At 60.7% G+C, this 15,461-nt stretch carries 11 protein-coding genes and 1 pseudogene; all 12 read left to right on the top strand.

The window, feature by feature from the left end:
- Window positions 1-93: 93 nt before the first annotated feature.
- Window positions 94-2,859, top strand: coding sequence for a DNA gyrase subunit A (gene gyrA, locus N436_RS14385; protein WP_105945979.1), 2,766 nt, complete (start codon window positions 94-96; stop codon window positions 2,857-2,859).
- A 204-nt stretch (window positions 2,860-3,063) separates the two neighbouring features.
- On the top strand, window positions 3,064-4,149 hold the full coding sequence (gene serC / locus N436_RS14375) for a 3-phosphoserine/phosphohydroxythreonine transaminase (protein ID WP_026020335.1): 1,086 nt from the start codon (window positions 3,064-3,066) through the stop codon (window positions 4,147-4,149).
- A complete protein-coding gene (gene pheA / locus N436_RS14370) occupies window positions 4,149-5,243 on the top strand; it encodes a prephenate dehydratase (RefSeq protein ID WP_016715021.1) in 1,095 nt (364 codons plus the stop codon). Before serC ends, pheA begins: the two co-directional genes overlap by 1 nt.
- 77 nt (window positions 5,244-5,320) lie before the next feature.
- Window positions 5,321-7,561, top strand: coding sequence for a bifunctional prephenate dehydrogenase/3-phosphoshikimate 1-carboxyvinyltransferase (locus N436_RS14365; protein ID WP_110741395.1), 2,241 nt, complete (start codon window positions 5,321-5,323; stop codon window positions 7,559-7,561).
- Window positions 7,558-8,244: a (d)CMP kinase gene (gene cmk / locus N436_RS14360; protein ID WP_016715023.1), complete on the top strand. Its 687-nt coding sequence runs from the start codon at window positions 7,558-7,560 to the stop codon at window positions 8,242-8,244. Before N436_RS14365 ends, cmk begins: the two co-directional genes overlap by 4 nt.
- A 124-nt stretch (window positions 8,245-8,368) precedes the next feature.
- Window positions 8,369-10,045, top strand: a complete 1,677-nt coding sequence (gene rpsA / locus N436_RS14355) for a 30S ribosomal protein S1 (protein ID WP_003252673.1) — start codon at window positions 8,369-8,371, stop codon at window positions 10,043-10,045.
- An 83-nt stretch (window positions 10,046-10,128) separates the two neighbouring features.
- Window positions 10,129-11,193, top strand: coding sequence for an acyltransferase (locus tag N436_RS14350; protein ID WP_110741394.1), 1,065 nt, complete (start codon window positions 10,129-10,131; stop codon window positions 11,191-11,193).
- Between the two features lie 174 nt (window positions 11,194-11,367).
- A complete protein-coding gene (gene ihfB, locus N436_RS14345) occupies window positions 11,368-11,670 on the top strand; it encodes an integration host factor subunit beta (protein ID WP_016715025.1) in 303 nt (100 codons plus the stop codon).
- A gap of 19 nt (window positions 11,671-11,689) precedes the next feature.
- Window positions 11,690-11,953, top strand: coding sequence for a lipopolysaccharide assembly protein LapA domain-containing protein (locus N436_RS14340; protein ID WP_016715026.1), 264 nt, complete (start codon window positions 11,690-11,692; stop codon window positions 11,951-11,953).
- A gap of 102 nt (window positions 11,954-12,055) precedes the next feature.
- The gene (locus N436_RS14335; RefSeq protein WP_110741393.1) at window positions 12,056-13,486 is read left to right on the top strand and encodes an MBL fold metallo-hydrolase RNA specificity domain-containing protein; all 1,431 of its coding nucleotides are present in this window, start codon (window positions 12,056-12,058) and stop codon (window positions 13,484-13,486) included.
- Between the two features lie 150 nt (window positions 13,487-13,636).
- Window positions 13,637-14,755, top strand: coding sequence for a Wzz/FepE/Etk N-terminal domain-containing protein (locus N436_RS14330; protein ID WP_177410885.1), 1,119 nt, complete (start codon window positions 13,637-13,639; stop codon window positions 14,753-14,755).
- 130 nt (window positions 14,756-14,885) lie between these two features.
- A pseudogene (gene rfbC, locus N436_RS28760) lies at window positions 14,886-15,425 on the top strand (dTDP-4-dehydrorhamnose 3,5-epimerase); the annotation flags it as partial.
- Window positions 15,426-15,461 lie beyond the last annotated feature (36 nt).

Raw genomic sequence — 15,461 nt, 5'->3', positions numbered from 1 at the left:
AAGTCGTCGCACCCTTATGCGCTGCGGCGGCGAGCTTCGTTCGGCCCTTGATGGAGCTGCGAAGTTTCACCAGAAAAAGGAATCAGGCTTCTCATGGGCGAACTGGCCAAAGAAATCCTCCCGGTCAATATCGAAGACGAACTGAGACAGTCTTACCTCGACTACGCGATGAGCGTGATTGTCGGGCGAGCGCTGCCCGATGCGCGTGACGGCTTGAAGCCCGTGCATCGTCGCGTTCTCTATGCGATGAGCGAACTGGGCAACGACTGGAACAAGCCGTACAAGAAATCCGCCCGTGTGGTCGGTGACGTGATCGGTAAGTACCACCCGCACGGCGACACTGCGGTCTACGACACCATCGTGCGTATGGCCCAGCCGTTCTCGCTGCGCTACCTGCTGGTCGACGGCCAGGGCAACTTCGGTTCGGTGGACGGCGACAACGCCGCAGCCATGCGATACACCGAAGTGCGCATGACCAAGCTGGCCCACGAGCTGCTGGCCGACCTGCACAAGGAAACCGTCGACTGGGTGCCCAACTACGACGGCACCGAGCAGATCCCGGCGGTCATGCCAACCCGTATTCCCAACCTGCTGGTCAACGGTTCCAGCGGTATCGCCGTGGGCATGGCGACCAACATCCCGCCGCACAACCTCGGTGAAGTCATCGACGGCTGCCTGGCGCTGATCGACAACCCGGAAGTCACCATCGATGAGCTGATGCAGCACATCCCGGGCCCGGACTTCCCGACTGCCGGCATCATCAACGGTCGCCAGGGCATCATCGAGGCCTATCGTACCGGCCGTGGCCGCATCTACATGCGTGCCCGCTCCGAAATCGAAGACATCGACAAGGCCGGCGGCCGCCAGCAGATCGTCGTGACCGAGTTGCCGTACCAGCTGAACAAGGCGCGCCTGATCGAAAAGATCGCCGAGCTGGTAAAAGAGAAGAAGATCGAAGGCATCACCGAGCTGCGCGACGAGTCCGACAAGGACGGCATGCGCATCGTCATCGAGCTGCGTCGCGGCGAGGTGCCGGAGGTGGTGCTCAACAACCTCTATCAGCAAACCCAGCTGCAGAGTGTGTTCGGTATCAACGTGGTGGCCCTGGTCGACGGCCGTCCGCGCCTGCTCAACCTCAAGGACCTGCTCGAAGCGTTCGTCCGTCACCGCCGTGAAGTGGTGACCCGCCGCACCGTGTTCGAGCTGCGCAAGGCCCGCGAACGTGGCCACATCCTTGAAGGCCAGGCGGTTGCGCTGTCCAACATCGACCCGGTCATCGCCCTGATCAAGGCCTCGCCGACGCCGTCCGAAGCCAAGGAAGCCCTGGTTTCCACGCCCTGGGAATCCAGTGCCGTGCAGGTCATGGTCGAGCGCGCCGGCGCCGATTCCTGCCGCCCTGAAGACCTGCCAGAGCAATACGGCCTGCATGACGGCAAGTACTTCCTGTCGCCGGAGCAGGCCCAGGCCATTCTCGACCTGCGCCTGCACCGCCTGACCGGCCTGGAGCACGAGAAGCTGCTGGCCGAGTACCAGGAAATCCTCGAGCAGATCGGCGAGCTGATCCGCATCCTCAGCAGCGCCGAGCGCCTGATGGAAGTGATCCGCGAAGAGCTGGAAGCCATCCGCGCCGAATACGGCGATGCCCGACGTACCGAAATTCTCGATGCGCGCCACGACCTCAACTACGGCGACATGATCCCGGAAGAAGAGCGTGTGGTCACCATCTCCCACGGCGGCTACGCCAAGACCCAGCCGCTGTCCGCCTACCAGGCCCAGCGCCGTGGCGGCAAAGGCAAGTCGGCCACCGGGGTGAAGGACGAGGACTACATCGAGCACCTGCTGGTCGCCAACAGCCACGCTACCTTGTTGCTGTTCTCCAGCAAGGGCAAGGTGTACTGGCTGAAAACCTACGACATCCCTGAAGCGTCCCGCGCTGCCCGTGGTCGCCCGCTGGTCAACCTGCTGCCGCTGGAGGAGGGTGAGCGCATCACCGCCATGCTGCAGATCGACCTCGAAGCCTTGCAGCAGAGCGCCGGCGCCGAAGAAGAGCTGGACGAGGCGGAAGACGCCGTGCTCGAAGGCGAAGTGGTCGAGGCCGAGGAAGTCGACGAAGAAGACGGCGATACCCCTGAGTGGGTGGCCGAGCCGACTGGCGCCTACATCTTCATGGCCACCGCTTCGGGTACCGTGAAGAAGACCCCGCTGGTGCAGTTCGCCCGTCCGCGCTCCAACGGCCTGATTGCCCTCAAGCTGAAAGAAGGTGACACCCTGATCGCTGCCGCCATTACTGACGGCGCCAAGGAAGTCATGATGTTCTCCGACGCCGGCAAGGTGATCCGCTTCGCTGAAAGCGTGGTGCGCGAAATGGGCCGTAACGCCCGTGGCGTACGTGGCATGAAGCTGGGCAAGGGGCAGCAGATCATTTCCATGCTGATCCCGGAATCGGGTGCGCAGATCCTGACTGCCTCCGAGCGTGGTTTCGGCAAACGCACCCCGCTGTCCAAGTTCCCGCGTCGCGGTCGCGGTGGCCAAGGTGTGATCGCCATGGGTACCAAGGGGCGCAACGGTCTGCTGATCGGCGCCATCCAGGTGCAGGAAGGCGAAGAGATCATGCTGATCTCCGACCAGGGTACGCTGGTGCGTACACGGGTGGGTGAAGTGTCCAGCCTGGGCCGTAACACCCAGGGCGTGACCTTGATCAAGCTGGCTACCGACGAGACGCTGGTGGGCCTGGAGCGTATCCAGGAGCCTTCCGAGGACGACCTCGACGATGTGATCGAGACGGACGAAGAGGGTGTCGAGGCCGAGGCGCCAGACAACGAAGAAGCTGCTGGCGCCGAAGAGGCCCCGCAGGAGTAAGCAAGCGTAAACCCGAGCGGGGCGACCAAGGTCGCCCCGTTTGACTGAATAGGCCGGGCATTGCCTGGCCCTGTGGGAGCGGGCTTGCCCGCGAATGAGGCGCCGCGGTTTATGGCACCGGCTTCGCCGGTGTTCGCGGGCAAGCCCGCTCCCACAGGGTTCCCGCAGAACTAGCTGTTTAGATCTATTAGAGCGAGAGTGGATGTGAGCAAACGAGCCTTTAACTTCTGCGCAGGCCCTGCCGCGCTTCCTGACGCTGTCCTGCAGCGCGCCCAGGCCGAAATGCTGGACTGGAACGGCAAGGGCTTGTCGGTGATGGAAATGAGCCATCGCAGCGACGACTACGTGGCCATCGCCGAAAAGGCCGAGCAGGACCTGCGTGACCTGCTGTCCGTCCCCTCCAACTACAAGGTGCTGTTCCTGCAGGGCGGTGCCAGCCAGCAGTTCGCTGAAATCCCGCTGAACCTGTTGCCGGAAAACGGCACTGCCGACTACATCGAAACCGGCATCTGGTCGAAAAAAGCCATCGAAGAAGCGCGCCGCTTCGGCAATGTCAACGTCGCCGCCAGCGCCAAGCCTTACGACTACCTGGCGATCCCGGGCCAGAACGAGTGGAACCTGACCAAAAACGCCGCCTACGTGCACTATGCATCCAACGAGACCATCGGTGGCCTGCAGTTTGACTGGGTGCCAGAAACCGGTGACGTCCCGCTGGTGGTCGACATGTCCTCCGACATCCTCTCGCGCCCCATCGACGTGTCGCAGTACGGCCTGATCTACGCCGGTGCGCAGAAAAACATCGGCCCAAGCGGCCTGGTAGTGGTCATCGTGCGCGAAGACCTGCTGGGCCACGCCCGCAGCAGCTGCCCGACCATGCTCGACTACAAGGTTTCGGCTGACAACGGCTCGATGTACAACACCCCGGCCACTTACTCCTGGTACCTCTCGGGCCTGGTCTTCGAGTGGCTGAAAGAGCAGGGTGGCGTCGACGCCATGGAACAGCGCAACCGCGCCAAGAAAGAGCGTCTGTACGGCTTCATCGACAACAGCGACTTCTACACCAACCCGATCAGCCACAACGCCCGTTCGTGGATGAACGTGCCGTTCCGCCTGGCTGACGAGCGCCTGGACAAGGCCTTCCTCGCTGGTGCCGATGCCCGTGGCCTGCTCAACCTCAAGGGCCACCGCTCGGTGGGCGGCATGCGCGCTTCCATTTACAACGCCCTGGGCCTGGAAGCAGTGGAAGCGCTGGTGGGCTACATGGCTGAATTCGAGAAGGAGCACGGCTGATGTCCGAACAGGAGCTCAAAGCGCTGCGCGTACGCATCGACAGCCTCGACGAGAAAATCCTCGAGCTGATCAGCGACCGCGCCCGTTGCGCCGAAGAAGTGGCCCGGGTCAAGACCGCCTCGCTGAAAGAGGGCGAGAAGCCGGTGTTCTACCGCCCTGAGCGTGAGGCGGCGGTGCTCAAGCGCGTGATGGAGCGCAACAAAGGCCCGCTGGGCAACGAAGAGATGGCGCGGCTGTTCCGCGAAATCATGTCCTCGTGCCTGGCCCTGGAAGAGCCGCTGAAAATCGCTTACCTCGGCCCTGAGGGTACTTTCACCCAGGCAGCGGCCATGAAGCACTTTGGCCACGCGGTGATCAGCCGCCCGATGGCGGCCATCGACGAAGTGTTCCGTGAAGTGGCGGCCGGTGCTGTCAACTTTGGCGTGGTGCCGGTGGAAAACTCCACCGAAGGCGCTGTCAGCCATACTCTGGACAGCTTCCTCGAGCACGACATGGTGATTTGCGGCGAGGTCGAGCTGCGTATTCACCACCACCTGCTGGTGGGCGAAAATACCAAGACCGACAGCATCACCCGTATCTACTCCCATGCCCAGTCGTTGGCCCAGTGCCGCAAGTGGCTGGACGCGCACTACCCGAATGTGGAGCGCGTGGCTGTATCGAGCAATGCCGAGGCCGCCAAGCGCGTCAAGGGTGAGTGGAATTCGGCTGCGATCGCCGGTGATATGGCGGCCAACCTGTATGGTCTGACTCGCCTGGCCGAGAAGATCGAAGACCGCCCGGACAACTCCACGCGCTTCCTGATGATCGGCAACCAGGAAGTGCCGCCGACCGGCGACGACAAGACTTCGATCATCGTTTCGATGAGCAACAAGCCCGGTGCCTTGCACGAGCTGCTGGTGCCGTTCCACCAGAACGGCATCGATCTGACCCGCATCGAGACCCGCCCGTCGCGCAGCGGCAAGTGGACCTACGTGTTCTTCATCGACTTCGTTGGCCATCACCGCGACCCGCTGATCAAGGCGGTGCTGGAGCAGATCAGCCAGGAGGCTGTGGCGCTGAAGGTGCTGGGCTCTTATCCGAAGGCGGTGCTTTGATTTGAAAGTGTTGGGGCTGCAACGCAGTCCCAATGGCCTTCACGGGCTGTCTAGATTTCTGAACAGGGTTCGCACCAGTGGTAAATGCAGCAAAAACCAAACCCGCACCCATCATCAACCGCCTGGTCGTGGTCGGTCTCGGCCTGATCGGCGGCTCCTTCGCCAAAGGCCTGCGTGAAAGTGGCCTGTGCCGTGAAGTGGTCGGTGTCGACCTGGACGCCCCCTCGCGCAAGCAGGCCGTGGCCCTGGGCGTGGTCGACCGCTGCGAAGAAGACCTTGCAGTCGCCTGTGTCGGTGCCGATGTCATCATGCTGGCCGTACCGATCCTGGCCATGGAAAAAGTGCTGGCCCGCCTGGCGCAGCTCGACCTGGGTGACGCGATCATCACCGACGTCGGTAGCGCCAAGGGCAACGTCGTCCGTGAAGCGCGTGCCGTCCTCGGTGAGCGTCTGTCGCGCTTCGTCCCCGGCCACCCCATCGCCGGTTCCGAGCAGAGCGGGGTAGAGGCCTCCAACGCTGCCCTGTTCCGCCGCCACAAGGTCATCCTCACGCCGTTGGCTGAAACCGACCCGGCCGCGTTGGCCCTGGTGGATCGCCTGTGGCGTGCGCTGGATGCCGATGTGGAGCACATGTCGGTCGAGCGCCATGATGAAGTGTTGGCAGCCACCAGTCACTTGCCGCACTTGCTGGCCTTTGGCCTGGTCGACTCGTTGGCCAAACGCAATGAAAACCTCGAGATCTTCCGGTACGCTGCGGGAGGTTTCCGCGATTTCACAAGAATCGCTGGCAGCGACCCGACCATGTGGCACGACATCTTCCTCGCCAACCGCGACGCTGTCCTGCGCACGCTAGATACATATCGCAGCGATCTCGACGCCTTGCGCGACGCGATCGCTGAAGGGGACGGGCACCAGCTGCTGGGTGTATTCACCCGCGCACGGGTTGCCCGCGAGCATTTCAGTAAAATCCTGGCCCGCCGGGCCTATGTGGACGCTATGAACGCCAACGATCTGATTTTCCTGGCCCAACCGGGTGGCCGCCTGAACGGGCGTATTCGCGTACCGGGCGACAAGTCGATTTCCCATCGCTCGATCATGCTCGGCTCGCTGGCCGAAGGCACCACCGAAGTCGAAGGCTTCCTCGAAGGTGAAGACGCGCTGGCGACCCTGCAGGCATTCCGTGACATGGGTGTGGTCATCGAGGGCCCCAACCACGGTCGCGTGACCATTCACGGCGTTGGCCTGCACGGCCTCAAGCCACCACCCGGGCCACTGTATGTAGGTAACTCCGGCACTTCGATGCGCCTGCTGTCGGGCCTGCTGGCCGGCCAGCCGTTCGACGTCACCATGACAGGCGACGCTTCGCTGTCCAAGCGCCCGATGAACCGTGTGGCCAACCCGCTGCGCGAAATGGGTGCCGTGGTCGAGACAGGTCCGGAAGGCCGCCCACCGCTGACCATTCGTGGCGGCAGCAAGCTCAAGGCATTGACCTACACGCTGCCGATGGCCAGTGCCCAGGTCAAATCGTGCCTGTTGCTGGCCGGCCTGTACGCCGAAGGCAAGACCACCGTCACCGAACCTGCGCCAACCCGTGACCACACCGAGCGCATGCTGCGCGGCTTTGGCTATGCGGTCGAGTCGAACGGCCCGGTTGCCTCGCTGCAGTCCGGTGGCAAACTCACCGCTACCCGCATCGAAGTGCCGGCCGACATTTCCTCGGCAGCGTTCTTCCTGGTGGCAGCTTCGATCGCTGAAGGCTCCGAGCTGGTGCTGGAGCACGTGGGCATCAACCCGACCCGTACCGGCGTGATCGACATCCTGCGCCTGATGGGCGGCGACATTACCTTGGAAAACCAGCGTGAAGTCGGCGGCGAGCCGGTGGCTGATCTGCGTGTGCGTGGCGCCAAACTCAAGGGCATTGATATCCCGGAAGAACTGGTACCGCTGGCCATCGACGAGTTCCCGGTGCTGTTCGTGGCCGCCGCCTGTGCCGAAGGGCGTACCGTGCTGCGTGGCGCCGAAGAGCTGCGGGTGAAGGAATCCGACCGTATCCAGGTGATGGCTGACGGCCTGATCACCCTGGGCATCAAGTGTGAACCGACCCCGGACGGCATCATCATCGACGGTGGCCAGTTGGGCGGTGGCGAAGTGCATGGCCACGGTGACCACCGCATTGCCATGGCTTTCAGCGTGGCCTCGCTGCGCGCCAGCGCGCCCATCCGCATCCATGACTGCGCCAACGTCGCCACCTCGTTCCCCAACTTCCTGGCGCTGTGTGCCGAAGTGGGTATCCGCGTGGCGGAAGAGGGCAAGTCGTGAATTCGCTGGCACCGGTTATCACCATCGACGGGCCTAGCGGCTCGGGCAAGGGCACGGTCGCCGGCCTGCTGGCTCGCGAGCTGGGCTGGAAGCTGCTGGATTCGGGTGCGCTGTACCGCTTGCTGGCGTTCAATGCCAGTAATCACGGCGTCGACCTCACCAACGAAGAGCTGCTGACCAAGCTTGCCGCCCATCTGGATGTGCAGTTCATCGCCGCCGAGCCCGGTAAGCTGCAACAGATCATCCTTGAGGGTGAAGACGTCAGTAACGTCATCCGTACCGAAACGGTAGGTGCGGGTGCGTCGATGGTGGCTTCGCTGCCGGCGGTGCGTGATGCACTGCTGGTGCGTCAGCGTGAGTTCCGCGAGGCGCCGGGCCTGATCGCCGACGGTCGCGACATGGGCACCGTGGTGTTCCCCGACGCGCCGTTGAAGGTCTTCCTTACCGCCAGCGCGGAGGAGCGTGCACGTCGTCGCTACCTGCAGTTGAAGGGCAAGGGTGAAGATGTTAGTCTGTCGAGTCTGCTGGATGAGATTCGTGCGCGTGATGAGCGCGACACCCAACGTGCAGTGGCCCCGCTGAAACCAGCGGTCGATGCCATTCAGTTGGACTCTACCGAGTTGTCCATCGAGCAGGTGTTGCAACGTATCAGGAGCGAGATCGCCCAGCGCGACCTCCTCTGATAGCCAGGAGAGCAGGCAGGGGCACCAGTCAACGTCCTGCTGGCTTTCCTTTACTTAAAACAGACCCACATTGTCTGGAATGTGGCGAGGGGCGTTTGTTTCGCCCGAATTTACAGGAATTAAAATGAGCGAAAGCTTTGCAGAACTCTTTGAAGAAAGCCTGAAAACCCTCAATCTTCAGCCGGGTGCGATCATCACCGGTATCGTTGTCGACATCGACGGCGACTGGGTTACCGTACACGCTGGCCTGAAGTCCGAGGGCGTCATCCCGCTCGAGCAGTTCTACAACGAAGCTGGCGAGCTGACCATCAAGGTCGGTGACGAAGTGCACGTTGCGCTGGACGCGGTCGAAGACGGCTTTGGCGAAACCAAACTGTCCCGTGAAAAAGCCAAGCGCGCCGAGTGCTGGATTGTTCTGGAAGCAGCTTTCGCCGCCGAAGAAGTGGTCAAGGGCGTTATCAACGGTAAGGTTAAGGGCGGCTTCACTGTCGACGTTAACGGCATCCGTGCGTTCCTGCCGGGCTCCCTGGTTGATGTCCGCCCAGTGCGCGACACCACCCACCTGGAAGGCAAAGAGCTGGAATTCAAGGTCATCAAGCTGGACCAGAAGCGCAACAACGTTGTCGTTTCCCGTCGCAGCGTGCTGGAAGCCGAGAACTCCGCCGAGCGCGAAGCCCTGCTGGAAACCCTGCAGGAAGGCCAGCAAGTCAAAGGTATCGTCAAGAACCTCACCGACTACGGCGCATTCGTGGACCTGGGCGGTATCGACGGCCTGCTGCACATCACCGACATGGCCTGGAAGCGCATCAAGCACCCATCGGAAATCGTTAACGTTGGCGACGAAGTCGACGTACGCGTTCTGAAGTTCGACCGCGAGCGCAACCGCGTTTCGCTGGGTCTGAAGCAAATGGGCGAAGATCCGTGGGTAGCTATCACTGCCCGTTACCCAGAAGGTACTCGCGTACAGGCTCGCGTTACCAACCTGACCGACTACGGCTGCTTCGCTGAGCTGGAAGAAGGCGTTGAAGGTCTGGTACACGTTTCCGAAATGGACTGGACCAACAAGAACATCCACCCGTCGAAAGTCGTTCAGGTTGGCGACGAAGTGGAAGTCATGGTTCTGGACATCGACGAAGAGCGTCGTCGTATCTCCCTGGGCATCAAGCAGTGCAAGTCCAACCCATGGGAAGACTTCTCCGGCCAGTTCAACAAGGGTGACAAGATCACCGGTACCATCAAGTCGATCACCGACTTCGGTATCTTCATCGGTCTGGACGGCGGCATCGACGGCCTGGTTCACCTGTCCGACATCTCCTGGAACGAAACCGGCGAAGAAGCCGTACGTCGTTTCAAGAAGGGCGACGAGCTGGAAACCGTCATCCTGTCGGTCGACCCAGAGCGCGAGCGCATCTCCCTGGGCATCAAGCAGCTGGAAGACGATCCGTTCTCCAACTTCGTTGCTGTCAATGACAAGGGCGCTATCGTCAAGGGCATCGTGAAAGAAGTTGACGCCAAAGGCGCCATCGTCACCCTGGCCGACGACATCGAAGCCACTCTGAAAGCTTCCGAAATCAGCCGTGACCGCGTTGAAGACGCGCGTAACGTTCTGAAGGAAGGCGAAGAGATCGAAGCCAAGATCATCAGCGTTGACCGCAAGTCCCGCGTTATCAGCCTGTCGATCAAATCGAAAGACGACGCTGAAGAGCGCGAAGCCATCCAGAGCCTGAAAAACGCTCCGGAAGCGGCTGCCGACACCACCATGGCTGCGCTGCTGCGCGAAGCAATGGCCAAGCAGAACTGAGTTCTGTTTGATCGGTAAAAAAGGGCGACCCTCGGGTCGCCCTTTTTTGTGTCTGAAACGGGTTGGTCGGGGGTGGGTTGGGTATGTTGATGTTTGGCGACGTAATAAAAGGTCGCGGGCGTGACAATAATTTCCTGATCATCAGGTTGCTGGCGGCAACCGCGGTGGTGGTTGGGCACTCCTTCGCGCTCTCGTATCTGGAGTGCCTGAGTTGTGCTGACCCGGGGATGCAGCTGGGATTGCCGGTGCCCGTTCACAGCTTGGGTGTGGAAGTGTTTTTCATGGTCAGCGGGTTCTTGATCGCTGCCAGTGGTGAAAGAAATAGTGCCAAGGAGTTTTACCTGGCACGTGCACTCAGGATCGTGCCTGGCCTGCTGGTGTGCCTGTTTCTGATGGCGTTCGTGCTGGGGCCTATCGTTACCTCGCTGACGCTTGTGGAGTATTTCTCGCAAGGTCAGGTCTATAAATACTTCTATAGCCCGTTGCTGATTTTCAAGGATGCCCAGTTCGTGCTGCCCGGGGTGACCTTTACTCCGCGTTTCCAAGGGGTTTCGGTCAATGGCAGTTTGTGGACCATCCCGCTGGAGATGCGCATGTACCTGGTGCTGGGCGCGTTAGTGCTTGTGGCCAGGCTTTGCCGGTGGCCAATAGGCGGGCTGGCGCTTGCGGCACTGCTGGTTGCGCTGGGGTTGCATACGCTGCACCCGGCTTTTGCGGAGTACCCGTTCAAGCTGGTGGTGTGTTTCCTGGCAGGGTCGGTCTTTTATTCGTTCCGAGCGGTTGTTCCGCATGCAGGTTGGCTGTTGTTTGCCTGCGTCGCTTTGTTCTTGCTGAGCAGGGGTGGGCGTTTTGAGGTATTCACGTTCGCACTCCTGACCATTTACGCCACGTTTTATTTCGCCTACTGCCCGCAATTGAGGCTGCCTTCGGTCGTGCAGGACTATTCCTACGGTATCTACCTGTATGCATTTCCGATCCAGCAGCTTCTGGCGGGGGCGATGCCGTGGGCTGGGCCTTATTGGTTGATGCTGGCTGCCGTACCCGTTTCCTGGGTTGCCGGGTATGCGTCGTGGGTGTTGGTGGAGAAGCCTGCGCTCGCAATGCGAAAGCGTTTTTCACCTGCAGGCGCTCGACAGCAGTTGGCATGAAGGGGCTTGCTCCTGGCTGGGCGGTGTTGGTTGGCCCCTTTGGCTAGACCATTCTTGTAAAACTTCAATCTTGAATTTTTTTATTAAGTCAAGAACCGCCCTGTTCAAAACCTTCCCGGCGTGCTACAAACTGGTTAAGCAATGATCTAGCTGCTTGATAACGAAGGGAAAAATATGACGAAGTCGGAGCTGATCGAACGTATTGTCACCCATCAAGGGCTGCTCTCGTCCAAGGACGTGGAGCTGGCCATCAAGACCATGCTTGAGCAGATGTCACAATGCCTTGCTACCGGCGATCGCATCGAGATCCGCGGTTTTGGCAGCTTCTCGCTGCACTATCGTGCCCCGCGCGTGGGCCGTAACCCGAAGACCGGCCAGTCGGTCAGCCTCGAAGGCAAGTTCGTGCCGCACTTCAAGCCCGGCAAAGAGTTGCGCGATCGGGTCAATGAAGACGAGCATGATGAGGTTCATACCTGATCCCTCAAGGAGCAATCTGATGCGTAACCTCAAGCGCGCCCTGGCGGCGGTATTCGTGCTGCTGTTGGCGGCCGTGGTGCTGTTCTTCGTGCTGGAAAACCAGCAAACCGTGTCGCTGGTCCTGTTCGGCTGGGCTGCCCCGGCAATGCCGGTTGCCGTGCTGGTGCTGGCCGCGCTGGTGATTGGCCTGGCAGTCGGGCCATTGCTGGGTGCCTACGGCGTGCAGCGCAGCAAGCGCAAGATCAGGGCGTCTGCCCGGCAGGCGGCACTGAGCGGTAACTAGGGAAATTTCCTACGCTCGCTTAGGAAAGCGTCACCTATGCATGCACTGGTCGTCGTGGAGTAATAGCGCACTTCATTTTCGGCCCAGGTGAGTGTGCGCAGCATGGACTATCCCAGCCTTTCCCATCACGGTGGTACCCGCAGCGTTACCGGGTCTTGTCACCAACTGCATCTTGCCCCATTCACCAGTTTGCTGGTCGACTGCGGCCTGGAGCAGGGCGCCGAGGCAGCGCAAGGCGCAGACGCTGCGCCGCTCGGCTTTGACGTGCAGGGCATCGAGGCCCTGATTATCACGCATGTGCATCTGGATCACGTTGGTCGTATCCCTGCGCTGCTGGCCGCCGGTTACCGCGGCCCCATCCTCTGCAGTGAGCCTTCCGCACAGCTGCTACCGCTGGTGCTGGAAGACGCCTACAAGCTGAGCGTCAGCAGTGACCCTGCCCAGGTGGCGCGGTACCTCGAATTCGTCTGCGACCTTATCGTGCCCCTGCCGTTCGAGCAGTGGCACACGCTGGTCGAGCGCCCAGGCCTTGGCTGTCGCATTCGCTTGCAGCGCGCGGGCCATCTGCTGGGCTCGGCGTATGTCGAGTGCGACATGCAGCATGGGCAATCCAGTAGCCGCTATGTGTTTTCTGGTGACCTGGGGGCGTGTGGCAATCCCTTGTTGCGCCCGCTACAGCCGCCAGAGCGCGCCGACGTGCTGGTGCTGGAAAGTACCTATGGTGACCGCTTGCAACCGCATGTCGGCGACCGCAGGCAGCGGCTGGAAGAGGCCATCGATCGTGCCTTGGCTGACAAGGGCACCCTCCTCATTCCGGCGTTCAGCCTGGGTCGCACCCAGGAGCTGCTGTGCGAGCTGGAAGGCATACTTCATCGCAAGGCATTGCTGGGTAGCGCCGGCCCGGGCCCCGATGGCGACCCGATTGACTGGTCGCAACTGCCCATTATCCTCGACTCGCCTTTGGCTCAGCGCATCACCAGCGTGTATCGGAACTTGCACGACTACTGGAATGCCGAAGCCAGGGCGCGCCTGGCCGAGGGACGCGACCCGCTGGGGTTCAGCCAGCTGATCAATGTAGACACCCATGCGCGCCACCAGCAGGTGGTCAACTACCTCAAGAGCACCGGGCGCCCGGCGATCGTGATCGCCGGCAATGGCATGTGCTCGGGTGGGCGCATCGTCAATTATCTCAAGGCCATGCTGGGGGACCCACGGCACGAGGTGATGTTTGTGGGCTATCAGGCCAAGGGCACACCGGGGGCGGTGATTCAGGCTAGCGAGGGGGCGGAAGGGTTCGTGCAGATTGATCTGGACGGAAGAATGTACGACGTGCGGGCGAAAGTCATGACGCTATCGGGGTATTCCGCACATGCTGATCAGGCAGGTTTGGTGCAGTTTGCGCTGGGTGGTCAGGTGCAGCCTGGCAGGGTGCTGTTGGTGCATGGTGAGAGGGGCGCAAAGGCTGCTTTGCACAAGGCCTTGATGCAGCATGCAGAGCGGGCGGGTGAAAGTCTGGAGGTCTTCGTCCCCTGAACCCTTGGTCTGACAACGGTGAGCTGGCCGACGCAAGGTGGGAACTAATCCCGGCAGCGTTTATCTACTGCGACTAACCCTGGCGCTGGATGTGTAAGATGTTGGCATAATGCCGCTACCCTCATGAGGGCGTGCGCCTTGCCGAGTTCGATGCAGTCGCTCGTGATGTTTTGGTATGCCAGAAACCGTGTACGCAGTCAGACCCAAGGAAAAACACAAGAAATGCGCAATGACCTTGAGCGCCGCAGTTGCAATAGTGAAGAAGTTGACCTGTTGGAGTTTCTGGAAGGGGTGTGGCGGCAAAAGCTACTCATCTTTCTGGTCACGGTAGTCGTCACGGCAGTTGCACTGGCTTATGCGCTGTTGGCCAAGCCCGTTTATGAGGCCAAAATATTTTTGGCGGCACCGGCGACAAGTGATATAGCCGATCTCAACTATGGCCGCACCAAGCAGACTGGGTTGGAGCCATTCACGTCGCGTAAGGTTTTTGACATCTTCGTTGAACATCTGAACGGTGAAACACTGCGACGTCAGTTTTTCAAAGAAGTTTACATGCCCTCCGCAGTGGCGGGGCAAGGGGCGCAAGGGGCATTGTATGCTGCGTTCAATGGCTCTTTTGATGTCGTGCAACTGGCGGGTGAGCCTCCGCGCGCCTATGTCGCCTTCCGTGGGCGTGACCCTGCCGTGGCGTCCCAGTGGGCAACCGCTTATGTCGAGAAGGCCGGCGCCGCCGCCAAGGCCGAAGTCCTGCACGATGCCACCAGGGAGGCTCAGGTACGTGCCAATGCACTGCAACTGGAACTCGACAACCTGCGTGAAAGCGGCCAGCAGCAACGTGAGGACAAGATCACCCGTTTACAGGAGGCGTTGCAGATTGCAACGGCCATTGGCCTGCAAAACCCGCCGCTGATAAGTGGTGAAGTTTCCAAGGCGCTGTCTGGCAAAATGGACGGCGAGCTGACTTACATGCGCGGTAGCAAGGCGCTGGCCGCCGAAATTGCCAGTTTGCAGCAGCGTAAAAGTGAAGATGCGTTCATTCCCGAGCTCAGGGAAGTGCAAACCAAACAGCAGTTTTATCAAGGGATGGTAGGGGCGCAGCGCCATGTCAGTGTTTATCAGCTTGACGGCACCATAGAGCAGCCTGATGTACCGATTAAACCCAAGCGGAACTTGATCATTGCCCTGGGTGTAATTGTTGGGTTGGCCCTCGGTTGCCTGATTGCAACCCTGAAATATGCCATGCAGAATTTGCAAAGGCGCCGGGCCTGACCCAAAAATGAATAGCAACGCGCAGGTCGCATTTAGCGAGAGACTTTTGCCGTGTAAACGGTGAAACTGCAGGAATAAAGGGGGCGGCGCGACGGGCCCTCACAAAAAAAATCATGCCAAAGGTTTACCGATGAAGCTTGTTCAAACGAACATTCCTGATGTTGTCATAGTGGAACCCGCCGTGTACGAGGATGATCGCGGGTGGTTCACGGAAACCTTCAATGAAACCCGCTTTCATGGCGCACTGCTGGAGCTTGGCTTGAGCAAGCCCCGTGCGTTCGTCCAGGACAACCACTCGATGTCCCATCGTGGCGTGTTGCGCGGGCTGCATTTTCAGCGCGCACCGCATGCGCAGGGCAAGCTGGTCAGGGTCGTGCGCGGTGCGGCCTATGACGTCGCTGTCGATATCCGCCCAGGCTCGGCAACATTCGGGCAGTGGGTAGGGGTCGAGTTGACCGAGCGCAACAACCGTATGCTGTGGATTCCCGAAGGTTTCGCGCACGGTTTTATCGCTCTGGAGGACGAAACGCACTTTCTGTACAAAACCACGGATGTGTACAACAAGGACGCCGAAGGCAGTATTCACTGGGATGACCCTGACCTGGCCATTGACTGGCCAATGCGCGACGGCCTCATCGTCAGTGAAAAAGACAACCAGGCCCCGTCGTTCCGGCACCATCTGAACTCCGCCGAAGAAGGGGCGCTG

This window comes from Pseudomonas sp. RV120224-01b, assembly GCF_003208145.1.
In the GTDB taxonomy this organism is placed as follows: domain Bacteria; phylum Pseudomonadota; class Gammaproteobacteria; order Pseudomonadales; family Pseudomonadaceae; genus Aquipseudomonas; species Aquipseudomonas monteilii.
The sequence above is the reverse complement of the archived record's forward strand: the minus strand, read 5'-3'. Positions and strand labels throughout refer to the sequence as shown.

Excerpts from the sequence above, each read along its gene's own strand:
- gyrA (WP_105945979.1), top strand. The coding sequence starts at position 94 with ATGGGCGAACTGGCCAAAGAAATCCTCCCGGTCAATATCGAAGACGAA.
- pheA (WP_016715021.1), top strand. The coding sequence starts at position 4,149 with ATGTCCGAACAGGAGCTCAAAGCGCTGCGCGTACGCATCGACAGCCTC.
- rpsA (WP_003252673.1), top strand. The coding sequence starts at position 8,369 with ATGAGCGAAAGCTTTGCAGAACTCTTTGAAGAAAGCCTGAAAACCCTC.
- N436_RS14350 (WP_110741394.1), top strand. The coding sequence starts at position 10,129 with ATGTTGATGTTTGGCGACGTAATAAAAGGTCGCGGGCGTGACAATAAT.
- ihfB (WP_016715025.1), top strand. The coding sequence starts at position 11,368 with ATGACGAAGTCGGAGCTGATCGAACGTATTGTCACCCATCAAGGGCTG.
- N436_RS14340 (WP_016715026.1), top strand. The coding sequence starts at position 11,690 with ATGCGTAACCTCAAGCGCGCCCTGGCGGCGGTATTCGTGCTGCTGTTG.
- N436_RS14335 (WP_110741393.1), top strand. The coding sequence starts at position 12,056 with ATGGACTATCCCAGCCTTTCCCATCACGGTGGTACCCGCAGCGTTACC.
- N436_RS14330 (WP_177410885.1), top strand. The coding sequence starts at position 13,637 with ATGCAGTCGCTCGTGATGTTTTGGTATGCCAGAAACCGTGTACGCAGT.